Source organism: Arthrobacter sp. LFS091, assembly GCF_047977885.1.
Taxonomy (GTDB): Bacteria; Actinomycetota; Actinomycetes; order Actinomycetales; family Micrococcaceae; genus Arthrobacter.
On the sequence record NZ_JBFPFP010000007.1, the window covers coordinates 193,847 to 216,032 of the forward strand.

Below are 22,186 nucleotides of genomic sequence, written 5' to 3' on the forward strand. Positions count from 1 at the left end.
AAAGTTCCCACGTTTACACCGGCTGGCGCCGTTGTGTGGGGGCAGAGATCAAACAACGGAGAACACGAAAGTGCCTACGATTAACCAGCTGGTCCGCAAGGGCCGCACGCCGAAGGTCTCCAAGACCAAGGCTCCCGCACTGAAGGGCAGCCCGATGCGCCGCGGTGTTTGCACCCGCGTTTACACCACCACCCCCAAGAAGCCGAACTCGGCTCTTCGTAAGGTGGCACGTGTGCGCCTCAACGGTGGCGTTGAAGTTACCGCCTACATCCCCGGTGTTGGCCACAACCTCCAGGAGCACTCCATCGTGCTCGTCCGTGGTGGTCGTGTGAAGGACCTTCCGGGTGTCCGCTACAAGATCGTCCGTGGCGCACTCGACACCCAGGGTGTCAAGAACCGCAAGCAGGCCCGCAGCCGTTACGGCGCAAAGATGGAGAAGAAGTAATATGCCTCGCAAGGGTCCGGCCCCGAAGCGGCCGCTAGTTTCCGATCCCGTTTACGGCTCCCCGTTGGTCACGCAGCTGATCAACAAGGTTCTGGTTGACGGCAAGAAGTCCACCGCAGAGCGCATCGTTTACGGCGCACTCGAAGGTGCACGTGCCAAGTCCGGCGGCGACCCCGTTGCCGCCCTCAAGAAGGCCATGGACAACGTCAAGCCTTCTCTTGAGGTGCGTTCACGCCGTGTTGGTGGCGCCACCTACCAGGTTCCGGTTGAGGTCAAGCCGGGCCGCTCCACCGCCCTCGCTCTGCGTTGGCTCGTGGGCTACTCCAAGGCCCGCCGGGAGAAGACCATGACCGAGCGTCTCCAGAACGAAATCCTGGATGCGTCCAATGGTCTTGGTGCCGCTGTGAAGCGTCGCGAAGACACCCACAAGATGGCCGAGTCCAACAAGGCCTTCGCACACTACCGCTGGTAAAACTTCCCGGACGCCGCCGGCTCAACAGAGTCGGCGGCGAACGTGTAGTCCATCCGAAAGGGAGACCCCGTGGCACAGGACGTGCTTACCGACCTTAATAAGGTCCGCAACATCGGCATCATGGCCCACATCGATGCCGGCAAGACCACCACTACCGAGCGCATCCTGTTCTACACGGGTGTGAACCACAAGATCGGCGAAACGCACGACGGCGCTTCGACGACTGACTGGATGGAACAGGAAAAGGAACGCGGCATCACCATCACGTCTGCCGCCGTGACCTGCTTCTGGAACCAGAACCAGATCAACATCATCGACACCCCGGGCCACGTGGACTTCACGGTTGAGGTTGAGCGCTCCCTGCGCGTCCTCGACGGTGCAGTCGCAGTGTTCGACGGCAAGGAAGGCGTGGAGCCGCAGTCCGAGACTGTTTGGCGCCAGGCTGACAAGTACAACGTTCCGCGTATCTGCTTCGTCAACAAGATGGACAAGCTGGGTGCTGACTTCTACTTCACCGTAGACACCATCATCTCCCGCCTTGGTGCCAAGCCGCTGGTCATGCAGCTGCCCATCGGTGCCGAGAACGACTTCATCGGTGTCGTCGACCTCCTCGAAATGCGTGCCCTGGTTTGGCCTGGCGACGCTAAGGGTGACGTCACCATGGGTGCTTCCTACGAAGTACAGGAAATCCCGGCGGACCTCCAGGCCAAGGCCGAGGAGTACCGTGCACAGCTCGTTGAGACTGTGGCCGAGTCTTCCGAAGAACTCATGGAGAAGTACCTCGAAGGTGAAGAACTCACCCTCGAAGAGATCAAAGCCGGCATCCGCAAGATGACCATCAACTCTGAGCTCTACCCGGTCTTCTGTGGTTCTGCCTTCAAGAACCGCGGCGTTCAGCCGATGCTGGATGCTGTTGTCGACTTCCTGCCGAACCCGCTCGACGTCCCGCCGATGATCGGTCACGATCCCCGCGACGAAGAGAAGGAACTGACCCGTAAGCCTTCTGCAGACGAGCCGTTCTCGGCCCTCGCCTTCAAGATTGCTGCGCACCCGTTCTTCGGCCAGCTGACCTTCGTCCGCGTGTACTCCGGTCACGTCGAAGCCGGCGCCCAGGTGGTCAACTCCACCAAGGGCAAGAAGGAACGTATCGGCAAGCTGTTCCAGATGCACGCCAACAAGGAAATGCCCGTTGAGGGCGCTACCGCCGGCCACATCTACGCAGCTATCGGTCTGAAGGACACCACCACGGGTGACACCCTGTGCGATGCCAACAACCAGATCGTCCTCGAGTCCATGAGCTTCCCGGAGCCCGTGATCTCGGTTGCCATCGAGCCCAACACCAAGGGTGACCAGGAGAAGCTCTCCACGGCCATCCAGAAGCTCTCCGCTGAGGACCCGACCTTCCAGGTCTCCCTCAACGAAGACACGGGCCAGACCATCATCGCCGGCATGGGCGAGCTCCACCTGGACATCCTGGTGGACCGCATGCGCCGCGAATTCAAGGTCGAGGCAAACGTGGGCAAGCCGCAGGTTGCTTACCGCGAAACCATCAAGCGCGCCGTCGAGCGCCTTGACTACACGCACAAGAAGCAGACCGGTGGTTCGGGTCAGTTCGCAAAGATCCAGATCGCGATCGAGCCCATGGACACCGCTTCAGGCGAGCTGTACGCGTTCGAGAACAAGGTCACTGGTGGCCGCGTTCCCCGCGAGTACATCCCGTCCGTTGACGCCGGTATCCAGGATGCACTGAACGACGGCGTCCTGGCCGGTTACCCGGTTGTCGGCATCAAGGCCACGCTGATTGACGGCGCGTCCCACGATGTTGACTCCTCGGAAATGGCGTTCAAGATCGCTGGACGTATGGCTTTCAAGGAAGCTGCACGCAAGGCGAACCCTGTTCTGCTCGAACCGCTGATGGATGTTGAGGTCCGCACACCTGAGGAATACATGGGTGATGTTATTGGTGACCTGAACGCCCGCCGTGGCCAGATGCAGTCCATGGAGGACGCAGCAGGTGTGAAGGTTATCCGTGCACACGTTCCGCTGTCCGGCATGTTCGGCTACATCGGTGACCTGCGGTCCAAGACCCAGGGTCGCGCTGTGTACTCCATGACGTTCAACAGCTACGCGGAGGTCCCGAAGGCAGTAGCCGACGAGATCATCCAGAAAACCCGCGGCGAGTAATCTCCCGGTAACGGATGCAATTCCGGTCCCGGGAAGGCATCTAAGCGTATGAGGTGGGGCTGCAGCGGAAGCTGCAGCCCGGCCCCTGCGCAAACAGGCTCTAGGAACTAAGATTGGTTCCTGAATCTGCAATTTCACCAAAACCAAGCCCCCAAGTAGACTTGCTAAAGTTTCTGCCGCGAAAAGCGCGGCCGAGGAGCACTTCACTTGAAATCGTTCTAGGAGGAACCTGTGGCAAAGGCAAAGTTCGAGCGGACTAAGCCGCACGTCAACATCGGCACCATTGGTCACGTTGACCACGGTAAGACGACGCTGACTGCCGCCATTTCCAAGGTGCTGTACGACCAGTACCCGGATCTCAACGAGCAGCGCGACTTCGCGTCGATCGACTCCGCTCCGGAAGAGCGCCAGCGCGGTATTACCATCAACATCTCCCACGTGGAGTACCAGACCGAGAAGCGCCACTACGCACACGTAGACGCCCCCGGTCACGCTGACTACATCAAGAACATGATCACCGGTGCTGCCCAGATGGACGGCGCAATCCTCGTGGTTGCCGCAACCGATGGTCCGATGGCTCAGACCCGTGAGCACGTTCTGCTCGCCCGCCAGGTTGGTGTTCCCTACCTGCTGGTCGCACTGAACAAGTCCGACATGGTTGATGACGAAGAACTCCTCGACCTCGTCGAAATGGAAGTTCGTGAGCTCCTGAGCTCGCAGGGCTTCGATGGCGATGAGGCTCCGGTTGTTCGCGTTTCCGGCCTCAAGGCTCTGGAAGGCGACCCGGTTTGGGTCAAGTCCGTCCAGGACCTGATGGCAGCTGTCGACGAGTCCGTTCCGGACCCCGTACGTGACCGCGACAAGCCGTTCCTGATGCCGATCGAAGACGTCTTCACGATCACCGGCCGTGGCACCGTTGTAACGGGCCGCGCCGAGCGTGGAACCCTCGCCATCAACTCCGAGGTCGAGATCGTCGGCATCCGCCCGGTCCAGAAGACCACGGTTACCGGTATCGAGATGTTCCACAAGCAGCTCGACGAAGCATGGGCCGGCGAGAACTGTGGCCTCCTGCTCCGCGGTCTCAAGCGCGACGATGTCGAGCGTGGCCAGGTTGTCGTCAAGCCGGGTTCCATCACCCCGCACACCGACTTCGAGGCTAACGTCTACATCCTCTCCAAGGACGAAGGCGGACGTCACAACCCGTTCTACTCCAACTACCGCCCGCAGTTCTACTTCCGCACCACGGACGTAACCGGCGTTATCACCCTGCCGGAAGGCACGGAAATGGTTATGCCTGGCGACAACACTGAGATGACCGTTGCGCTCATCCAGCCGATCGCTATGGAAGAGGGCCTCGGCTTCGCTATCCGCGAAGGCGGCCGCACCGTTGGTTCGGGACGTGTCACCAGCATCATCAAGTAGTTTCTGCTTGTAGATCAGTGACCTTCCGGCCCAGCCGGTAGTTACGCACAGGAAGAGCCCCACCGCTTCGGCGGTGGGGCTCTTCTTTGCTATAATTTCTCTAACGATTGGATAAACGCGGCGGGATCGAGGCCGACAGATCTAAGGACCTTCCATGAATGGACTGCTCGTTTTGGTGCTCCTGGCTATGACCGGGGCGATCGCTTATGCCCTGGGGCTTAGGAACGGAAGCAAAAGCCGGCCGCCTTATCCAAGCAGTAATGCCTCAGTCGGACCGGACCCGGCAGCCGGACCGGACGCCTACCGGGCGGGCTACCTGGCCGGGCACGTGGCCGGCTGGCGCGACGCCGAAGCCCGGCGGGATCCTGCGGCGGAGGCGAACAAGCAGGTACCGGACTTGCACATAGGGGCCCCGTTTCCGAGATCCACCCCAGCGGCGACGATTCCTCTGCAACCGCCGACGTCCGTCACAGGTCCCTATTCCGTGGTTCCGCCCTTGCCGCGGCAGCAGGCGCCCTACCAGCCTGCTCCCCGGCAGGCAGCGCCCCACCCGCCAGCGCCCCGGCAACCCGTGGTGGCCAGCGTCCAACAGCCCCCTGTGCCTCGGGAGACGCCGGAAGCTGCGGCAGCCCGCAAGGAGAAGCGGGACCAGCAAAACATCAACATCACGCTCTACGTTGCGAGTCTCCTGCTGGTAGCTGCCGGCGCCTTGTTCGTGGGTACGAGCCTGCCTGGAGTTTTCCGCTTCATGGGCATCTGGTTCATTACGGCGTTGTTCTACATCGCCGGACTCATCATCCATGCGAAGGTTCCCCGGCTTCGTCCGGCCGCTGTAGCTTTCGTCGGAACGGGGCTGGCACTTATCCCGGTGACGGGGCTGGCGATGTACAACTTCGCCCTTCACGATGGTCCTGCTGCCTGGTTGGTGACGTCTTTGTTGGGTATGGCGATCTACTCCTATACCGCCGTTCGGCTGGACAACAAGGTCCTGGCATTTCTTTCCCTCAGCTTTGTCGTCTCTACGGCCTGGTCAGGTGTTTCCGTCCTTGGGGGTGCCCTGGTGTGGTACTTCATCGCGATGATCGGGGTGGCCGTCCTGCTGACTTTGGGTGCGTTGTTGCGTCCGCGTTGGATGCCGCCCCTCTATATCCGTCCGCTGATGATGCTGCATCCGTTCGTTGTGCCAGCGGTCGCCGTAGCTGTGACAGTGACACCGGCGCTTCTGTCCAGAGGTGAGTACGCATTGGTCATGGCCGTATGTGGCACCTACTTCACGGTGATGGCCTTTGTCCCCGGTGGACTTTTCCGGCTCCAAAACGCCTACGCTGCCCGGCTCGCCTTCACTTTGGCGTTGCTGGGAGTTGTGTGGGACCTGTCTGAGGACGTAAGTCTGGTGATGTTCGCTGCCGTTGTTTGCCTCGGCGTCCAGTCGCTGGGTATCGCGTTCGCGGGGGAGAGACTTGCCCCGCGGTTCTGGTGGAACGATGCCGTGTCGTGCCTGGGCTTGCAATTAGTGACGGCAGCAGCCCTGACGATGGTCCTGGGAATCGGTGAGTTCGATCTTGTCCCTTACCTGCCACTGTTCGCCGCGATGCTGACCGCCATGGTGGTGGGGTGGAAAGCAGGCGGCCGTGTGGAGTTCGCGCCGGGGGTCGTCGTGGCTGTGGCCCTGCCCTTCATGGGGGTGCTGGGCTCATGGGCCCTCTCAGGGCTCCTGATATCTGCCGGGTTGTACTGGTTCCTCCGGGGTGCCATTCAACCCCGCGCATTCCGCGAGCACTTGGTTCTTGCGGGACGTATCGCCCTGACGCTGGGTGCGCCCGCAGTGGCGGCCGGAATCTTCGAAGAGAGTGACAACCGGGTTGCTGCCTCTGTGCTGGCGTTCGTCGGTGCCGCCGTCCTTCAGCAAGTAGCCAACGCCCTCCTGATGGGAGGGGGAGTCCGGCTCTTGGCGCCGTGGGCGTCGACCGCAGCCTTCGGCGGTTCCGGGATGGCGGGGCTACTGATCCTTCCGGTAGTCGATCACGTGGCAGGCAGGCCCGCCCTCGTCACGGCCGTCTACTTGGTCCTGCTGGCAGGCGTCGCCTCTGGATTTTTGCTCTTCCGTCGAAACGCTGAAGGTGACGGTTCGTGGCGACCGGCTTTGTGGGAGCTCCTTGCCCCGGGTGCGGTCCTCGTCGCCGGGGTGGTGGGCGCGGTGTCGGTGTCCCTCGCCCTTGGCAACGTGGTGCTCCTGGTCGGGATCGGGTATTTCTGCCTGACTGCTTTGAGGCTCGCCCCGTCCTTGCATCGTCAGTGCTACTGGTGGCTGGCCCGGGCGTCGGCTACCTTGCTGGCGGCATCAGCAACCTACGACGCCACTCGCGACAAGGGAGGCTTGCGGATAGCAGGGGAGATGCCGTCGGTTGCGGTTGTCGTCGTCGCCATGTGCGCACTTCAGCTTGCCCTCCCGCTCCTGCCGGGCATGCGCCGACGGTACCCGCAAGCTTCCATGGCTGATGCAGGGGTCGTCCTGACAGTCATGGCTGCCGCCACCTCGATCCTGACCATCGCAGGCAGCGTGGGACTCCTTCCAAAGCATGGGTGGCAGCCAGGGTTTACAGCGACGACCACGGCCTTGGCCGCTGTTGCCTGCGGAGTGGTGCTTCGCCGCAACTCCGCCGCGTGGATCTTCGCCCCGGTGTCCCTGGCATTGCTTTTGGCCCTTCGGATGGCGAATATCCGTGACGTCGAAATACTCTTGGGCATCTTCGCGGCCTACTGCGGATACATGGTGTCCGTTGTCCGTGAGCGTAGGGCCCGTGGGGGGTACCTGTTGGGTATCCGTGTCCTTGCGACCGCGTTCGCGGGCGTGGTCGCGGCCGATGTCTCTGACTCTGCTACGACCGTGTCCTTGGTGATCGCCTCTACCCTGGTGCTCCAGCATGTGGCTGGGCTGACCGTGCGCAGCCGGGGTACCGATGTCGCCTTCCAGCAGGGAACGGTATGGGTCACCCTGGGTGTTCAGCTCGCCCTCCCGGTGGGTTACCTGCTGGTGCGGAATTTCGACGGCGGTGGCCGGTGGGTAGTGCTCGTCGAGTTGGCGCTGGTCTTGGCCTGTGCCGCGATTGCCCGGCGTTACCTCAAAGTGCCTGGCTCAGAGTACTTCGTCATCGCTGCCGCGGGACTCGGCGTGGTCCTCGCTGGCCCTGCCGCCCGTTTTCCCGCCGCGACTTGGTTGCATCAGCCCCTCCTGGACAAGTACCAGGTGCCCATGGTGCTGCTTGCGTTGTCCACCCTGAGCACCGTGGTCCGGTGCATCTACGTCGCCCGGGGGTCCGGCGCCCCTGCCTCTGAGCAGGGGAGGGGCCGATGGTTCTGGCTATCTGCGGCACTGGGTTTCGTCGTTGCCGGCGGCCTGTTCTCGATCGGCGTCTCGCTGTCCCTCACTGGACTGTCGATGCTGGTCCTGGCCTTGGCGCTCTTTGCAGCCTCACACATCGAGAGAGTCCCGGCCCTCTACGTTGCGGCGGCGCCGGCTGTTCTGGTGGGCTCGATAGTCACCGTCGACGGTTTGCTCGATGGACTCCCCGTGGGTGTCTGGGCCGCATTCATGCCTTGGCTTGTGGGCGGGGTTGGCTCGTCAGTCCTCTTGTACTCCGCGAAACTTTTCGGAGGCCGGGAGATTGCCGGCGTGCTCTGGCGCCGTAACGCGTTGACGGGGACCGCCGTCGTCGGATTGGTTTCCGCTGCAGCGGTGGGCCTGCTACGGGACGGGACGGCCTTGGCTGGAGCGGCACTGGTCATCGCGGCGGGTGTGCTGGTGGTTGTTGAAATTCCGTACAACAAATGGCTGGCCGCTGAGGTGGCGGGGGTGCTCTCGGTGGCTGCTTTCCAGAGCGCGCTGCTGTTTGTGGACAATTCCCGGCCCGACTGGTTCTGGGCGATCCAGTGGTACGCCATTGCCTTGGCGGTTCTGGCAGGACTGCGCTACTTCAAGGGGCAACGGAGCGATGGACTGCTCCGGCTCTGCGTGGCAGCAGGTGTGTTGTCGCTGACATCCTTGGGCACGATCTTCGGCGGCACTCCGGCCCAGCAACTCTATGTGCTGCTAGCGCACGTTGTCCTTCTTGCAGTTGGCCTGCTGCTGGCCGAACGGGTCATCGTGTGGTGGGGCGCAGCCGGCGTTGCGCTCAGTATCATGTGGGCGCTGCGTTCTTACGCCTTCGCCATGCTGGCCCTGGTTGCGCTGGGACTGATTGTGCTGGCGGTCTGGCGGCTGAACAAGCGACCCCAAGCTGGTGTGGCGGACAAAGGCTCGAACAACAACCCGGATGATGTCCCGTCGCAGGCCAAGGACGGAATCCGATAATGTTGCAGTCTACGGAGAGGAGCCACGCATGGAATTCCTGATATTCCTCGCAGTCGTTGCAGCAATTGGTGGCGGTGTGGTCTGGGGACGCAAGAACTTCCGCAACGAAATCGACCGGGCCAAGCGCATCCGGCGCGCCAACAAGAACAACCGGTAACGCCCTACTACTGCTATTTAACCGCCGCGGGCTATATCCCGTGGGCTCGGGCACGACCCAGGGCGCGGTACCAATAGAACGAGCTCTTGGGAGTCCGCTCCAAAGTGTCAAAATCCACGTGCACCAGTCCGAAGCGCTGGGAGTAGCCGGCCGCCCATTCAAAGTTGTCCAGCAACGTCCACACGTAGTAGCCGCGAAGGTCTACGCCCTCCGCAATGCCGCCTGGGCCTGTTGCAGTCAAGGCATGACCCAGGTGCTCGGCGAGGTAGGCGATGCGGTTGGTGTCCTCGAGGGGGCCGTCCACATGGGCAGGTTCGGGGAAGCTTGCTCCGCCTTCAGTGATGAACAGGGGAGGCAGCGCGTCGCCGTAGCGGTCCTTCATTTCACGCAGAAGCAAGGCAAGGTATTCCGGGGCCACCGGCCATCCGAAACCAGTGGTCTCATACTCCTGGTATGCGGCCAAATGGAAGGGCACCTTGGCCATCTCGGGAGACGTTCCCGTGGGGATTTCTGCTGGACCCGGGCCAGCGGCAACCTTGACGGGGTAGTAGTAGTTGAGCCCATAGAAATCCAAGGGTTGGCTGATGATCTCCATGTCTCCGTCCTCCACGGTGCCCAGCGAACGGAACCACGGCCTCATGGGCCACGGCGGTTTCGGGTAGCTGCCCAGCAGGAGGGCGTCAGCATAAATGCGGTTGAGGATGTGGTCCAAGGCTTCGCTCATCAAACGGTCGGGAAGGCTGTTCGAAGCCGGCTGCACAGGGGAGTGCATATTCGACACCCCGATCTGTCCTTTGACCCCTGCGCTTCGGAGTGCTTGTACCGCAAGGCCATGACCCAAGAGCTGATGGTGGGCCGCAGGCAGGGAATCGAACAAAAGCTGCATGCCCGGGGAGTGGACGCCCAACGCATACCCCTGCACCGTCACAGACACGGGTTCGTTGATCGTTACCCAACGATCAACCCGGTCGCCAAAGCGTTCTGCCACGGCCGCGCAGTAGACGGCGAAGCGTTCGGCCGTTTCCCGATTCATCCAGCCACCGGCGTGCTCAAGTTCAAGCGGGGTATCCCAGTGGTACAGCGTGGCCATGGGGGAGACCCCGGCGGCCAGCAGCTTATCGATCAGGCGGTCGTAAAAGTCCAGGCCCCTCGGGTTGACGGCGCCTTTACCACCGGGCTGGATGCGTGGCCATGACAGCGAGAACCGATAGGAATCCACCCCGAGCTCCTGCATCAGGCTGATATCCTCATCCGCGCGGTTGTAGTGGTCGCAGGCTATGGTGGGGGAGCCGCCGTCGACGATTGCTCCTGGCTTCTCCGCGAAGGCATCCCATCCTGACGGTCCTCGACCGTCCGCGGTCAGCGACCCCTCGATCTGGAATGCGGCTGCCGCGACGCCGAGCACGAAACCCGGACGGAGGCGGGCTGCGAGATCCTCCACCGAACCTTGATCCTGGACCGTCATGTCCCAATCTTCCTCAGACGTGGGTGGCGGGGCAATGGCCTTTGCAGGGCCGATTGGCCTTTGCCCCAACTTTCCGCCATACTGGATGAGTTGTTCAAGCGCTTCTTCGTGTCCCGATCCGGATAATGCCGGGTGTCAGGGTCCAGGTCGAAGCCCAAACATAACCCTGAACCCCATGGAATGCGGTCGAGTCTGCGTGGAAATCGCGACACGCCCGACCGCGGGGGTCGGTGCGCCGGCAGGTTGAGGAACCCGGAATATCCGGATTCAGCTTGTGCGGCGTGTGGTGGTAAATCCTCAAACGCCTCGGCGGCCACATCAACAGGTAAGTAAACAGAGCAGCCCTAACTAGAGCAGCACTAGCTGAAAGAGAGTCAGGCGACATGGCGGGACAAAAAATCCGCATCCGGCTGAAGTCATATGACCACGAGGTCATTGATGTTTCAGCGCGGAAGATCGTTGAGACGGTCACGCGCGCAGGCGCAACGGTAGTCGGCCCGGTGCCGCTGCCCACGGAGAAGAACGTTTACTGCGTTATTCGCTCTCCTCACAAGTACAAGGACAGCCGTGAGCACTTCGAAATGCGTACTCACAAGCGTCTGATCGACATCATCGACCCCACGCCGAAGGCCGTTGACTCGCTTATGCGTCTCGACCTGCCTGCCGACGTGAACATCGAAATCAAGCTCTAGGGAGGTGCTGAGAGACTATGACCGCAACCCGTAACGTAAAGGGCCTGTTGGGCACGAAGCTCGGCATGACCCAGGTCTGGGACGAGAACAACAAGCTCATCCCGGTAACTGTCGTCCAGGCTGACTCCAACGTCATCACCCAGCTGCGCAACGCAGAGGTAGATGGCTACGTCGCCGTCCAGATCGGCTACGGCCAGATCGATCCCCGCAAGGTCACCAAGCCGCTGGCTGGCCACTTCGAAAAGGCTGGCGTCACCCCTCGTCGCCACGTCGTCGAACTGCGTACCGCAGACGCTGCATCCTACGAGCTGGGCCAGGAGCTCTCTGTTGAGATCTTCGAAGCCGGCCAGAAGATCGACGTCGTCGGCACCTCAAAGGGTAAGGGCTTCGCCGGTGTTATGAAGCGTCACGGCTTCCACGGCGTTGGCGCTTCCCACGGTGCCCACAAGAACCACCGTAAGCCTGGCTCCATCGGTGGCGCATCCACCCCGAGCCGCGTCTTCAAGGGCCTGAAAATGGCCGGCCGCATGGGCGCCGAGCGTCACACCACGCTGAACCTCACGGTTCACGCTGTTGACGCTGAGAAGTCGCTGCTCCTTATCAAGGGTGCCGTCCCCGGTGCCCGCGGCCAGGTCGTACTCGTACGCACCGCCGTGAAGGGAGCCTAGTTAAATGACTAGCACTGTCAAGGTAGACCTGCCTGCAGAGATCTTCGACGTTCAGACCAACGTGCCGCTGCTGCACCAGGTCGTCGTCGCACAGCTCGCTGCCGCACGCCAGGGTACCCACAAGACGAAGACCCGCGCCGAGGTTTCCGGTGCAGGTCGCAAGCCGTTCAAGCAGAAGGGTACCGGCCGCGCCCGTCAGGGTTCCATCCGTGCTCCTCACATGACCGGCGGTGGCGTTGTCCACGGTCCGACCCCTCGTGACTACAGCCAGCGCACCCCCAAGAAGATGAAGGCTGCTGCACTCCGCGGCGCCCTGTCTGACCGCGCCCGCAACGGCCGCATCCACGTCATCGCTGAACTGGTAGCCGGCACCAAGCCGTCCGCCAAGGAAGCACTGGCTTCGCTGCGCTCCGTCACCGAGCGCAAGAACCTGCTCGTCGTAATCGAGCGCGCCAACGATGTTGCTGCACTGTCCGTGCGCAACCTCCAGGATGTTCACGTTCTGTACGCAGACCAGCTGAACACCTACGACGTGCTCATCTCCGACGACGTGGTCTTCACCAAGGCTGCTTTCGAGGCGTTCGTCGCTGACAAGGCAAAGAACGAGGAGGCCTCCAAGTGAGCGTAACCACCATCAAGGACCCGCGCGACGTCGTGCTTGCACCCGTCGTATCGGAAAAGAGCTACGGTCTGATCGACGAAGGCAAGTACACCTTCCTGGTGGACCCTCGCTCGAACAAGACCGAGATCAAGCTGGCCGTCGAGAAGATCTTCTCGGTCAAGGTTGACTCGATCAACACCATCAACCGTGCCGGTAAGCGCAAGCGCACCAAATTCGGCTGGGGACAGCGCAAGAGCACCAAGCGTGCAATTGTCACCCTCAAAGAAGGCACAATCGACATCTTCGGCGGTCCGCTCGCGTAGCGGAGACCACTTTAACGAGGAAATAAATTATGGGAATCCGTAAATACAAGCCGACTACCCCGGGCCGTCGTGGCTCGAGCGTAGCCGACTTCGCTGAAATCACGCGATCGACTCCGGAAAAGTCGTTGCTGCGTCCGCTGCACAAGACTGGCGGCCGTAACAACTCCGGTAAGATCACCACCCGCCACAAGGGTGGTGGGCACAAGCGCCAGTACCGTCTGATCGACTTCCGTCGTCACGACAAGGACGGCATCAACGCCCGCGTTGCCGAAATCGAGTACGACCCGAACCGTACGGCTCGCATCGCACTCCTGCACTACGTTGATGGCACCAAGCGTTACATCATCGCTCCGAACAAGCTGTCCCAGGGTGACTTCGTCGAGGCTGGTCCCGACGCTGACATCAAGCCGGGCAACAACCTGCCGCTGCGCAACATCCCGGTTGGTACCGTAATCCACGCAGTTGAACTGCGTCCGGGTGGCGGCGCCAAGATGGCACGTTCCGCAGGTGCTTCGGTACAGCTCGTTGCAAAGGAAGGCCGTTTCGCCCAGCTGCGTCTGCCCTCCGGCGAAATCCGCAACGTTGACGTGCGCTGCCGCGCAACCGTCGGCGAGGTCGGCAACGCCGAGCAGTCGAACATCAACTGGGGTAAGGCCGGCCGTATGCGCTGGAAGGGCGTTCGCCCGACCGTCCGTGGTGTAGCCATGAACCCGGTTGACCACCCGCACGGTGGTGGTGAAGGTAAGACTTCCGGTGGACGTCACCCGGTCAACCCGAACGGCAAGCCCGAGGGCCGTACCCGCCGTCCGAACAAAGAGAGCGACAAGCTTATTGTTCGTCGCCGCCGTACTGGCAAGAACAAGCGATAGGAGCCTGGACACATGCCACGCAGCCTGAAAAAAGGTCCTTTCGTTGACCAGCACCTCTTTGTGAAGGTCGCACGGGAAAACGATAAGGGCACCAAGAACGTCATCAAGACCTGGTCCCGCCGTTCGATGATCATCCCCGACATGCTCGGGCACACGATCGCCGTACACGACGGACGCAAGCACATCCCGGTGTTTGTCACTGAGTCGATGGTCGGGCACAAGCTCGGCGAATTCGCTCCCACGCGGACATTCCGCGGCCATGTTAAGGACGACCGTAAGGGCAAGCGCCGCTAAGGCGCCTGACTTTACGTCTTAGACGAGAGAAGGAAAGCAATGGAAGCCAAGGCTATTGCGCGTCACATCCGCGTAACGCCTATGAAGGCCCGGCGCGTCGTCAACCTTGTTCGTGGTAAGCAAGCGAATGAGGCTCTGGCAATTCTGAAGTTTGCCCCCCAGGCAGCTTCGGAGCCGGTATTCAAGGTACTTCAGTCGGCAATGGCCAACGCACGCGTCCTCGCGGACCGTGACGGCGTTGCATTCGACGACAGCGACCTGTTCATCAGCGAAGCATTCGTTGATGAAGGCCCGACCATGAAGCGGTTCCAGCCGCGTGCCCAAGGCCGCGCCTACCGCATCAGGAAGCGGACCAGCCACATCACGTTGGTCGTGGCAACCCCCGAGAAAGAGGAGGCTCGCTAAGTGGGACAGAAAGTAAACCCGCACGGGTTCCGACTCGGCATCACCACCGACCACGTTTCGCACTGGTTCGCTGACAGCACCAAGCCCGGACAGCGCTACAAGGACTTCGTCCGCGAGGACATCAAGATCCGTCAGCTCATGTCCACCGGCATGGAGCGCGCCGGCATCGCCAAGGTCGAGATCGAGCGCACCCGTGACCGTGTCCGCGTGGATATCCACACGGCACGCCCGGGCATCGTCATCGGTCGCCGCGGCGCAGAAGCAGACCGCATCCGCGGCGAGCTCGAAAAGCTCACAGGCAAGCAGGTTCAGCTGAACATCCTCGAGGTCAAGAACCCCGAGATGGAAGCGCAGCTTGTTGCCCAGGGCATCGCTGAGCAGCTGACTTCCCGCGTGGCTTTCCGCCGTGCGATGAAGAAGGCAATGCAGTCCGCGCAGCGCGCAGGTGCCAAGGGCATCCGTGTTGCTTGCTCGGGCCGTCTGGGTGGCGCAGAAATGTCCCGCTCGGAGTTCTACCGCGAAGGCCGTGTGCCCCTGCACACCCTCCGCGCGAACATCGACTACGGCTTCTACGAAGCCAAGACCACCTTCGGCCGTATCGGCGTAAAGGTTTGGATCTACAAGGGTGACGTCACTGCCAAGGAACTGGCTCAGCAGGCAGCTGCTGCTCCGTCCCGTGGCCGTGCAGGAGACCGTCCGGGCCGCCCGGGTGGCGACCGCCGTCGTCGTAACGACCGTCCGGCAGCTGAGGCAGCACCTGCTGCCGTTGAAGCACCGGCCGCTGAAGCTGCTGCACCCGCAGCAGAAGGAGGACAGGCTTAAATGCTTATCCCACGTCGAGTCAAGCACCGTAAGCAGCACCACCCGGGTCGTTCCGGCGCTGCTACGGGTGGCACCAAGGTCAGCTTCGGTGAGTACGGTATCCAGGCTCTCAGCCCGGCATACGTAACCAACCGTCAGATCGAGTCCGCCCGTATCGCGATGACCCGCCACATCAAGCGTGGCGGTAAGGTCTGGATCAACATCTACCCGGACCGTCCGCTGACGAAGAAGCCTGCTGAAACCCGCATGGGTTCCGGTAAGGGTTCTCCGGAATGGTGGGTCGCAAACGTCAAGCCGGGCCGGGTTCTGTTCGAACTCTCCGGTGTCAATGAAGAGGTAGCTCGCGAGGCCCTGCGCCTGGCAATCCACAAGCTGCCGTTGAAGGCACGCATTGTGCGTCGCGAAGGTGGTGAATAGAAATGGCAGTAGGGTCGAAGGATCTCGCACCCGCACAGCTGGACGGTTTCGACAACGAGCGTCTCGTTGAAGAACTCCGCAAGTCCAAGGAAGAGCTGTTCAACCTGCGTTTCCAGTCCGCCACCGGACAGCTGGAGAACCACGGTCGCCTGCGCGCGGTAAAGAAGGACATCGCACGCATCTACACCGTTCTCCGTGAGCGCGAGCTGGGCATTCGTGCCGAGGTTGCCGCACCGGTTGTGGAAGCCAAGGAAGAAAAGAAGTCCAAGAAGGCTGCCAAGGCTGAAAAGGCCGAGGTTGAAGCTGGAGAGGACGCCAAGTGAGCGAGAAGGAAACTGTGACGGAAGCAGCAGCCAGCGCTGAACAGCGCGGTTACCGTAAGACGCGTCGCGGCTACGTTGTCTCTGACAAGATGGAAAAGACCATCGTTGTTCAGGTTGAAGACCGCGTGAAGCACGCTCTGTACGGCAAGGTTATTCGCCGCACCTCGAAGGTCAAGGCTCACGACGAAGAGAACACCGCCGGCATCGGCGACCTCGTTCTCATCTCTGAGACCCGCCCGCTCTCCGCTACCAAGCGGTGGCGCCTGGTGGAGATCCTCGAAAAGGCAAAGTAAATCCGACGCCGGGCATCGCCTGGCAGGATTCAACGGAAGGCCCGTATTCCCTTGGGAATGCGGGCCTTCTCGCGTTTGCCCTCGGTTCGGATTCGATCTCTAAACGTGCTAGGATATTGAGTTTGTATGGCGCCACTTGTGCGTCGTCCACTACCTCGTAAACAATCGTGCCGCTGCATACTGCCCCGCGCAGAGTTTTCTGCAAGGGAAGCTGATGCTTGTGGCACGGGCGTTTAGGCCTGTTCTGGCAAAATCCAGGCAGGTCAAGAGACACCCCGATCAACCGTTCCGCAAGGCTCATTCCGTATGCATGATTTCGGTCTGAGAACCGGCGCGACGCAAGGAGTAGAAATTGATTCAGCAGGAGTCGCGACTGAAGGTCGCCGACAACACGGGTGCTAAGGAAATCCTTACCATTCGCGTTCTCGGTGGATCTGGCCGTCGCTACGCAGGCATTGGCGACGTTATCGTCGCAACCGTCAAGGACGCTATCCCTGGCGGCAACGTAAAGAAGGGTGACGTCGTCAAGGCTGTCATCGTTCGTACCAAGAAGGAACGCCGCCGTGCGGATGGTTCCTACATCAAGTTTGACGAAAACGCAGCTGTGATCCTGAAGAACGACGGTGACCCCCGCGGTACCCGTATCTTCGGCCCGGTTGGTCGTGAACTTCGCGACAAGAAGTTCATGAAGATCGTTTCGCTGGCCCCGGAGGTGCTTTAGTCCATGGCTAAGATCAAGAAGGGTGACCTCGTTCAGGTCATCACCGGCGCCAAGCAGGAACGTGGCGGAGACCGCGGCAAGCAGGGCAAAGTCCTGTGCGTATTCCCGGACACCAACCGCGTGTTGGTAGAGGGCATCAACCGCGTCACCAAGCACACCAAGGTCGGTCAGTCGCAGCGCGGCACCAAGACCGGTGGCATCGAGGTCGTTGAGGCCCCGATCCACGTCTCCAACGTTGCTTTGGTTGACCCGTCGACCAAGAAGCCGACCCGTGTTGGTTTCCGTCTCGACACCGTTGAGAAGGATGGTCGTTCCAAGACTGTCCGTATCCGCGTGTCCAAGGCCACCGGGAAGGACATCTAATGAGCGAGACACTGTCTGAGACCTCCGCTGCAAACAAGATCGTTCCGCGTCTGAAGACCAAGTATGCAGAGACCATCAAGAAGTCCCTGCAGGACGAGTTCAACTACGCGAACGTGAACCAGGTTCCCCGCCTGGTGAAGGTTGTTGTGAACATGGGTGTTGGAGATGCCGCCAAGGACTCCAAGCTGATCGACGGCGCTGTCCGCGACCTCACCCTGATCACCGGCCAGAAGCCGCAGGTAACCAAGGCCCGTAAGTCGATCGCACAGTTCAAGCTGCGCGAAGGCATGCCCATCGGTGCACACGCTACCCTGCGTGGCGACCGTATGTGGGAATTCGTGGACCGTCTGGTTTCGCTGGCACTGCCGCGTATCCGTGACTTCCGCGGCCTCAACGGCAAGCAGTTCGATGGCAACGGCAACTACACCTTCGGTCTGACCGAGCAGGTTATGTTCCACGAAATCGACCAGGATTCCATCGACCGCGTTCGCGGTATGGACATCACGGTCGTCACCACCGCCAAGACCGACGACGAAGGCCGCGCGCTGCTCAAGGCGCTTGGGTTCCCGTTCAAAACCGAAAACTAACTACGTGACAGGTCCGTCCGCGTTTGTTCTTGAGACCAAGCGCAGCGGAAACCGGTACGAGGAAGGGCTATAGCCCAAATGACTATGACAGATCCTGTCGCAGACATGCTTACGCGTCTGCGCAATGCAAACTCGGCATACCACGACACCGTGTCCATGCCGTACAGCAAACTGAAGGCACGCGTTGCCGACATCCTGAAGGCCGAGGGCTACATCGCCGGCTGGAAGGAAGAGGAAGCTGAGGTTGGCAAGAAGCTGACCATCGACCTCAAGTTCGGTCCCAACCGCGAGCGTTCGATCGCTGGTGTCCGCCGCATCTCCAAGCCGGGTCTCCGCGTTTACGCGAAGTCCACCAACCTGCCGCACGTGCTGGGTGGCCTGGGTATCGCAATCCTGTCCACCTCTTCCGGCCTCCTGACTGACAAGCAGGCCGGTAAGAAGGGCGTGGGCGGCGAAGTCCTCGCGTACGTCTGGTAACGGGAAAGGAAGAGAATAATGTCACGTATTGGACGTCTCCCCATCACCGTTCCTGCCGGAGTTGAGGTCAAGCTCGATGGCTCCGTCATCAGCGTCAAGGGATCCAAAGGCGAGCTGAGCCACACTGTGGCCAGCCCGATCGAGGTCTCCCTCGAAGAGAACACTCTCACGGTCACCCGCCCGAACGACGAGCGCAACTCGCGTTCGCTGCACGGCCTGACCCGCACCCTGATCGCCAACATGATCCAGGGCGTTACCGAGGGCTATGAGAAGAAGCTTGAAATCGTTGGTACCGGTTACCGCGTTCAGGCCAAGGGTTCTGACCTGGAGTTCGCTCTGGGCTACAGCCACCCGGTCAACGTCTCTGCACCCGAAGGCATCACCTTCGTAGTGGAGGGTCCGACCAAGCTCTCTGTTGCGGGTATCAACAAGCAGCAGGTCGGCGAGGTTGCTGCCAACATTCGCAAGCTGCGCAAGCCCGACCCCTACAAGGGCAAGGGTGTCCGTTACGCCGGCGAAGTCATCCGCCGCAAGGTCGGAAAGGCTGGTAAGTAAACCATGGCCATCGCAATTAACAAGAAGCGTTCGAACAAGAGCAAGTCTGCAGCACGCAGCCGTCGCCAGCTTCGTATCCGCAAGCGCATCAGCGGCACGGCTGTACGTCCTCGTCTGGTCGTCAACCGCTCCGCACGTCACGTATTCGTCCAGGTTGTCGATGACAGCAAGGGTGTAACCGTGGCTTACGCTTCCACCCTGGAAGCTGACCTTCGCGCATTCGACGGAGACAAGACTGCAAAGGCCAAGCGCGTCGGCGAGCTCGTTGCCGAGCGTGCCAAGGCTGCAGGCGTCGAGGCTGTTGTCTTCGACCGTGGCGGTAACAAGTACCACGGCCGCATCGCCGCCGTCGCTGACGGTGCTCGCGAAGGTGGGCTGGCACTGTGACCGCTGAAAACAACGAAAAGGACATTCAGGTGACTGAAGCTGTAGCTGCTGAAGCAACTGAGACCGCACCCGCTGCCGATGACCGCCGTGGCGCTCGTCGCGGCGAGCGTGGCGACCGTGGCCAGGGCCGCGGCGACCGTGGTGGCCGTGGTGGCCGCGACGGCGGTCGTGAAGCCGAGAAGAGCCAGTTCGTAGAGCGCGTTGTCACCATCAACCGCGTTGCCAAGGTCGTCAAGGGTGGTCGTCGCTTCAGCTTCACCGCACTCGTCGTCGTCGGTGACGGCAACGGTATGGTCGGCGTCGGCTACGGCAAGGCCAAGGAAGTTCCCGCAGCAATCGCGAAGGGCGTTGAAGAGGCCAAGAAGTCCTTCTTCCGCGTTCCCCGCGTTGGCAGCACCATCCCGCACCGCGTGCAGGGTGAAGCTGCTGCAGGCGTCGTCCTGCTGCGTCCGGCTTCCGCCGGTACCGGTGTTATCGCCGGTGGTCCGGTCCGCGCGGTATTGGAGTGCGTGGGTATCCACGACATCCTCTCCAAGTCGCTCGGTTCTTCCAACGCGATCAACATCGTTCACGCGACCGTTGCCGCTCTGAAGCAGCTCGAAGAGCCCGCTTCCGTGGCTGCCCGCCGTGGCTTGCCGCTGGACGAGGTTGCTCCTGCTGCTCTGGTGCGCGCGCTCCAGAACCAGAAGGCAGGTGTTTAGTCATGGCTAAGAACGTGACTCCCTCCGACGCCAAGTTGGAGATCACCCAGATCAAGGGCGTCATCGGCGCCAAGCAGAACCAGATTGCGACCCTCCGGTCCCTCGGTCTCAAGCGCATCGGACACACCGTTGTCCGTACCGCTGACGCCGTGACCGTTGGCATGCTCAACACGGTTCCGCACCTCGTGAATGTAGAGGAGGCGAAGTAATGGCAGAGAACAAGACCGCCGCAGAGGCTGCTGAGAAGCAGAACGCTCTGAAGGTCCACCACCTGCGTCCCGCTCCGGGTGCCAAGACCGCCAAGACCCGTGTTGGTCGTGGTGAAGGCTCCAAGGGTAAGACCGCTGGTCGCGGTACCAAGGGTACGAAGGCCCGCTACCAGGTAAAGGCTGGCTTTGCCGGCGGCCAGCTGCCGCTGCACATGCGCCTGCCGAAGCTGCGCGGCTTCAAGAACCCGTTCCGGGTTGAGTTCCAGGTTGTAAACCTGGAGAAGCTCAACGAGCTGTTCCCGGAAGGTGGCGCTGTCACCGTTGAGTCCCTGGTTGAGAAGGGTGCCGTTCGCAAGAACCAGCCCGTAAAGGTGCTGGGCACCGGCGACATCACCGTCAAGGTTGACGTCACCGCCCACGCATTCTCCGCCAGCGCGACGGAAAAGATTGCTGCAGCAGGCGGAAGCACCACTGCTCTCTAAGGGCCAGTGGGGCGAAAGCCCGTTGTAAAAAAGATCCCGGTGTGCGGGGCTTCGGCCCCGTATACCGGGATTTTTTTGCGTGATTGTGGACTCTCGATTATTAAGACGGCGTCACCAGCGGTTAGACTCGGTTGTTGGGTTTCATTGAGCCCCATCACATCCTTGTACTTTCTACTCAGGAGGACGCTTGCTAAGCGCATTCGGCCGGGCGTTTCGGACGCCTGATTTGCGACGCAAGTTGTTGTTCACGCTGGGAATCATCACAATCTTCCGCTTGGGAGCTTTCATCCCCTCGCCTGGTGTGAACTACCAGAATGTCCAGCAATGCTTGAACAACGGTGACACCTCGCAGGGCATCTACCAGCTGGTGAACTTGTTCAGCGGCGGCGCGTTGCTGCAGGTTTCGATCTTTGCCTTGGGCATCATGCCCTACATCACGGCGAGCATCATCGTGCAGTTGCTTCGGGTGGTTATTCCCCGGTTCCAGCAGCTCTACGAGGAAGGTTCCTCCGGGCAGTCAAAACTGACGCAGTACACCCGGTACCTCACCATCGCTCTCGGCTTGTTGAACGCCACCACTTTGGTGTCGCTGGCTCGATCCGGACAGTTGCTGCCGGGCTGTAACCTGCCCATCATTCCCGATGAGAGCATCATTACCACCCTCCTGCTGATCATCACGCTGACTGCAGGCACCGGCCTGATCATGTGGATGGGCGAGCTCGTCACCGAGCGCGGCGTCGGCAACGGCATGTCCCTCCTGATCTTCACCTCCATCGCTGCTGGATTCCCCCGTTCACTGGGTTCCATCTGGGAGACCAAGGGCCCAGGAACGTTCTTCATCGTTCTTGCCATTGGACTGTTGACTGTGGCTCTGGTGGTCTTCGTGGAGCAGTCCCAGCGCCGCGTCCCGGTCCAGTACGCCAAGCGTATGATCGGTCGACGCACCGTGGGTGGGACCAGCACCTATATCCCCATCAAGGTGAACATGGCCGGCGTCGTGCCCGTCATCTTTGCTTCCTCCATGCTGTACCTGCCGGGCCTGATCTCGCAGTTCAACCAGCCCAAGCCGGGGGAGCAGATTGCTCCATGGGTCGAGTGGATCAACAACAACCTCACCCGTGGCGACCACCCCATCTACATGGCGCTCTACTTCGCCATGATCGTGTTCTTCACGTACTTCTATGTAGCCATCACCTTCAACCCTGAAGAAGTGTCGGACAACATGAAGAAGTACGGCGGGTTCATTCCGGGCATCCGGGCGGGTAAACCGACCGCGGACTACCTGCAGTACGTGCTTTCCAGGATCACTCTTCCCGGAGCCTTCTACCTTGGCTTCGTGGCGTTGATTCCGCTGGTCGCACTCGTCCTGATCAATGCCAACCAGAACTTCCCGTTCGGTGGCACATCAATCCTGATCATGGTGGGTGTTGGCCTGGAGACCGTCAAGCAGATTGATGCGCAGCTACAACAACGTCACTACGAAGGGCTTTTGCGATGACGA

Annotated in this window: 28 protein-coding genes; 27 read left to right on the top strand and 1 reads right to left on the bottom strand. The window is 61.1% G+C overall.

All coding sequences use genetic code 11. From position 1 onward, the window contains the following. Positions 1–70: 70 nt before the first annotated feature. The 6 genes from rpsL to ACNQOP_RS14805 all read left to right on the top strand — a co-directional run bounded on the left by rpsL (position 71) and on the right by ACNQOP_RS14805 (position 9,031). Entirely contained in the window at positions 71–445 is a 375-nt protein-coding gene (gene rpsL, locus ACNQOP_RS14780; RefSeq protein ID WP_009358312.1) for a 30S ribosomal protein S12, read from the top strand. A 1-nt stretch (position 446) separates the two neighbouring features. Then, positions 447–917, top strand: a complete 471-nt coding sequence (rpsG, locus tag ACNQOP_RS14785) for a 30S ribosomal protein S7 (protein WP_003803829.1) — start codon at positions 447–449, stop codon at positions 915–917. A 69-nt stretch (positions 918–986) separates the two neighbouring features. After that, positions 987–3,101: an elongation factor G gene (gene fusA, locus ACNQOP_RS14790; RefSeq protein ID WP_235517127.1), complete on the top strand. Its 2,115-nt coding sequence runs from the start codon at positions 987–989 to the stop codon at positions 3,099–3,101. A 231-nt stretch (positions 3,102–3,332) separates the two neighbouring features. Then, complete coding sequence (gene tuf / locus ACNQOP_RS14795; protein ID WP_167263535.1) at positions 3,333–4,523, top strand: elongation factor Tu; 1,191 nt, start codon at positions 3,333–3,335, stop codon at positions 4,521–4,523. A 154-nt stretch (positions 4,524–4,677) separates the two neighbouring features. Further along, positions 4,678–8,874 (top strand): hypothetical protein, encoded by a 4,197-nt coding sequence (locus tag ACNQOP_RS14800; RefSeq protein ID WP_416404940.1) that lies wholly within the window; start codon positions 4,678–4,680, stop codon positions 8,872–8,874. A gap of 28 nt (positions 8,875–8,902) precedes the next feature. Further along, positions 8,903–9,031, top strand: coding sequence for a hypothetical protein (locus tag ACNQOP_RS14805; protein ID WP_255773628.1), 129 nt, complete (start codon positions 8,903–8,905; stop codon positions 9,029–9,031). A gap of 31 nt (positions 9,032–9,062) precedes the next feature. Here the strand turns inward: ACNQOP_RS14805 and ACNQOP_RS14810 are convergent, their stop codons facing one another. After that, positions 9,063–10,496, bottom strand: coding sequence for a GH1 family beta-glucosidase (locus ACNQOP_RS14810; protein ID WP_257370557.1), 1,434 nt, complete (start codon positions 10,494–10,496; stop codon positions 9,063–9,065). Positions 10,497–10,879: 383 nt separating this feature from the next. On the opposite strand from ACNQOP_RS14810, the gene rpsJ reads away from it, so the two are divergent. The 21 genes from rpsJ to secY all read left to right on the top strand — a co-directional run bounded on the left by rpsJ (position 10,880) and on the right by secY (position 22,183). Further along, complete coding sequence (rpsJ, locus tag ACNQOP_RS14815; RefSeq protein WP_003803825.1) at positions 10,880–11,188, top strand: 30S ribosomal protein S10; 309 nt, start codon at positions 10,880–10,882, stop codon at positions 11,186–11,188. 17 nt (positions 11,189–11,205) lie between these two features. Then, positions 11,206–11,856: a 50S ribosomal protein L3 gene (gene rplC / locus ACNQOP_RS14820; protein WP_211712127.1), complete on the top strand. Its 651-nt coding sequence runs from the start codon at positions 11,206–11,208 to the stop codon at positions 11,854–11,856. Positions 11,857–11,860: 4 nt separating this feature from the next. Next, positions 11,861–12,478: a 50S ribosomal protein L4 gene (gene rplD, locus ACNQOP_RS14825; protein ID WP_235517124.1), complete on the top strand. Its 618-nt coding sequence runs from the start codon at positions 11,861–11,863 to the stop codon at positions 12,476–12,478. Beyond that, positions 12,475–12,780, top strand: a complete 306-nt coding sequence (gene rplW, locus ACNQOP_RS14830) for a 50S ribosomal protein L23 (RefSeq protein ID WP_011775593.1) — start codon at positions 12,475–12,477, stop codon at positions 12,778–12,780. The genes rplD and rplW overlap by 4 nt, the downstream gene beginning before the upstream one ends. Before the next feature lie 29 nt (positions 12,781–12,809). After that, a complete protein-coding gene (gene rplB / locus ACNQOP_RS14835; protein ID WP_011775592.1) occupies positions 12,810–13,649 on the top strand; it encodes a 50S ribosomal protein L2 in 840 nt (279 codons plus the stop codon). A gap of 12 nt (positions 13,650–13,661) precedes the next feature. Continuing rightward, positions 13,662–13,943: a 30S ribosomal protein S19 gene (gene rpsS, locus ACNQOP_RS14840; RefSeq protein ID WP_011775591.1), complete on the top strand. Its 282-nt coding sequence runs from the start codon at positions 13,662–13,664 to the stop codon at positions 13,941–13,943. Positions 13,944–13,982: 39 nt separating this feature from the next. After that, positions 13,983–14,348, top strand: a complete 366-nt coding sequence (gene rplV / locus ACNQOP_RS14845; protein ID WP_018776683.1) for a 50S ribosomal protein L22 — start codon at positions 13,983–13,985, stop codon at positions 14,346–14,348. Beyond that, complete coding sequence (rpsC, locus tag ACNQOP_RS14850; RefSeq protein ID WP_011775589.1) at positions 14,349–15,170, top strand: 30S ribosomal protein S3; 822 nt, start codon at positions 14,349–14,351, stop codon at positions 15,168–15,170. Beyond that, a complete protein-coding gene (gene rplP / locus ACNQOP_RS14855; RefSeq protein ID WP_003803795.1) occupies positions 15,171–15,587 on the top strand; it encodes a 50S ribosomal protein L16 in 417 nt (138 codons plus the stop codon). It abuts the gene before it with no gap. A gap of 2 nt (positions 15,588–15,589) precedes the next feature. Beyond that, a complete protein-coding gene (gene rpmC, locus ACNQOP_RS14860) occupies positions 15,590–15,910 on the top strand; it encodes a 50S ribosomal protein L29 (protein ID WP_014922387.1) in 321 nt (106 codons plus the stop codon). Beyond that, positions 15,907–16,203, top strand: a complete 297-nt coding sequence (gene rpsQ, locus ACNQOP_RS14865; RefSeq protein ID WP_142938371.1) for a 30S ribosomal protein S17 — start codon at positions 15,907–15,909, stop codon at positions 16,201–16,203. Before rpmC ends, rpsQ begins: the two co-directional genes overlap by 4 nt. 352 nt (positions 16,204–16,555) lie before the next feature. Then, positions 16,556–16,924 (top strand): 50S ribosomal protein L14, encoded by a 369-nt coding sequence (gene rplN / locus ACNQOP_RS14870; protein ID WP_003803789.1) that lies wholly within the window; start codon positions 16,556–16,558, stop codon positions 16,922–16,924. Positions 16,925–16,927: 3 nt separating this feature from the next. Continuing rightward, entirely contained in the window at positions 16,928–17,287 is a 360-nt protein-coding gene (rplX, locus tag ACNQOP_RS14875; protein WP_416404941.1) for a 50S ribosomal protein L24, read from the top strand. Beyond that, complete coding sequence (gene rplE, locus ACNQOP_RS14880; protein WP_257370555.1) at positions 17,287–17,874, top strand: 50S ribosomal protein L5; 588 nt, start codon at positions 17,287–17,289, stop codon at positions 17,872–17,874. The genes rplX and rplE overlap by 1 nt, the downstream gene beginning before the upstream one ends. 78 nt (positions 17,875–17,952) lie before the next feature. After that, positions 17,953–18,351, top strand: a complete 399-nt coding sequence (rpsH, locus tag ACNQOP_RS14885) for a 30S ribosomal protein S8 (protein WP_142938374.1) — start codon at positions 17,953–17,955, stop codon at positions 18,349–18,351. An 18-nt stretch (positions 18,352–18,369) separates the two neighbouring features. Beyond that, on the top strand, positions 18,370–18,906 hold the full coding sequence (gene rplF / locus ACNQOP_RS14890) for a 50S ribosomal protein L6 (RefSeq protein WP_018776680.1): 537 nt from the start codon (positions 18,370–18,372) through the stop codon (positions 18,904–18,906). A 3-nt stretch (positions 18,907–18,909) separates the two neighbouring features. Next, complete coding sequence (gene rplR, locus ACNQOP_RS14895) at positions 18,910–19,293, top strand: 50S ribosomal protein L18 (protein ID WP_167263521.1); 384 nt, start codon at positions 18,910–18,912, stop codon at positions 19,291–19,293. Between the two features lie 29 nt (positions 19,294–19,322). Continuing rightward, on the top strand, positions 19,323–19,994 hold the full coding sequence (gene rpsE / locus ACNQOP_RS14900; protein WP_204814929.1) for a 30S ribosomal protein S5: 672 nt from the start codon (positions 19,323–19,325) through the stop codon (positions 19,992–19,994). 2 nt (positions 19,995–19,996) lie between these two features. Continuing rightward, the gene (rpmD, locus tag ACNQOP_RS14905) at positions 19,997–20,203 is read left to right on the top strand and encodes a 50S ribosomal protein L30 (protein ID WP_257370554.1); all 207 of its coding nucleotides are present in this window, start codon (positions 19,997–19,999) and stop codon (positions 20,201–20,203) included. Further along, on the top strand, positions 20,203–20,685 hold the full coding sequence (rplO, locus tag ACNQOP_RS14910) for a 50S ribosomal protein L15 (RefSeq protein ID WP_211712130.1): 483 nt from the start codon (positions 20,203–20,205) through the stop codon (positions 20,683–20,685). The genes rpmD and rplO overlap by 1 nt, the downstream gene beginning before the upstream one ends. 187 nt (positions 20,686–20,872) lie before the next feature. Further along, positions 20,873–22,183, top strand: a complete 1,311-nt coding sequence (gene secY, locus ACNQOP_RS14915; protein ID WP_257370553.1) for a preprotein translocase subunit SecY — start codon at positions 20,873–20,875, stop codon at positions 22,181–22,183. Positions 22,184–22,186: the final 3 nt, after the last annotated feature.

Bases quoted from the DNA above. Each gene is read 5' to 3' on its own strand.
- rplO (WP_211712130.1), top strand. From the start codon at position 20,203: ATGGCAGAGAACAAGACCGCCGCAGAGGCTGCTGAGAAGCAGAACGCT.
- rplP (WP_003803795.1), top strand. From the start codon at position 15,171: ATGCTTATCCCACGTCGAGTCAAGCACCGTAAGCAGCACCACCCGGGT.
- rplC (WP_211712127.1), top strand. From the start codon at position 11,206: ATGACCGCAACCCGTAACGTAAAGGGCCTGTTGGGCACGAAGCTCGGC.
- rplD (WP_235517124.1), top strand. From the start codon at position 11,861: ATGACTAGCACTGTCAAGGTAGACCTGCCTGCAGAGATCTTCGACGTT.
- rpsG (WP_003803829.1), top strand. From the start codon at position 447: ATGCCTCGCAAGGGTCCGGCCCCGAAGCGGCCGCTAGTTTCCGATCCC.
- ACNQOP_RS14805 (WP_255773628.1), top strand. From the start codon at position 8,903: ATGGAATTCCTGATATTCCTCGCAGTCGTTGCAGCAATTGGTGGCGGT.
- rplR (WP_167263521.1), top strand. From the start codon at position 18,910: ATGGCCATCGCAATTAACAAGAAGCGTTCGAACAAGAGCAAGTCTGCA.
- rplV (WP_018776683.1), top strand. From the start codon at position 13,983: ATGGAAGCCAAGGCTATTGCGCGTCACATCCGCGTAACGCCTATGAAG.
- rpsS (WP_011775591.1), top strand. From the start codon at position 13,662: ATGCCACGCAGCCTGAAAAAAGGTCCTTTCGTTGACCAGCACCTCTTT.
- rplX (WP_416404941.1), top strand. From the start codon at position 16,928: ATGGCTAAGATCAAGAAGGGTGACCTCGTTCAGGTCATCACCGGCGCC.
- rplE (WP_257370555.1), top strand. From the start codon at position 17,287: ATGAGCGAGACACTGTCTGAGACCTCCGCTGCAAACAAGATCGTTCCG.
- ACNQOP_RS14810 (WP_257370557.1), bottom strand. From the start codon at position 10,496: ATGACGGTCCAGGATCAAGGTTCGGTGGAGGATCTCGCAGCCCGCCTC.
- ACNQOP_RS14800 (WP_416404940.1), top strand. From the start codon at position 4,678: ATGAATGGACTGCTCGTTTTGGTGCTCCTGGCTATGACCGGGGCGATC.
- rpsJ (WP_003803825.1), top strand. From the start codon at position 10,880: ATGGCGGGACAAAAAATCCGCATCCGGCTGAAGTCATATGACCACGAG.
- rplF (WP_018776680.1), top strand. From the start codon at position 18,370: ATGTCACGTATTGGACGTCTCCCCATCACCGTTCCTGCCGGAGTTGAG.
- rplB (WP_011775592.1), top strand. From the start codon at position 12,810: ATGGGAATCCGTAAATACAAGCCGACTACCCCGGGCCGTCGTGGCTCG.
- rpsH (WP_142938374.1), top strand. From the start codon at position 17,953: ATGACTATGACAGATCCTGTCGCAGACATGCTTACGCGTCTGCGCAAT.
- rpmD (WP_257370554.1), top strand. From the start codon at position 19,997: ATGGCTAAGAACGTGACTCCCTCCGACGCCAAGTTGGAGATCACCCAG.
- rpmC (WP_014922387.1), top strand. From the start codon at position 15,590: ATGGCAGTAGGGTCGAAGGATCTCGCACCCGCACAGCTGGACGGTTTC.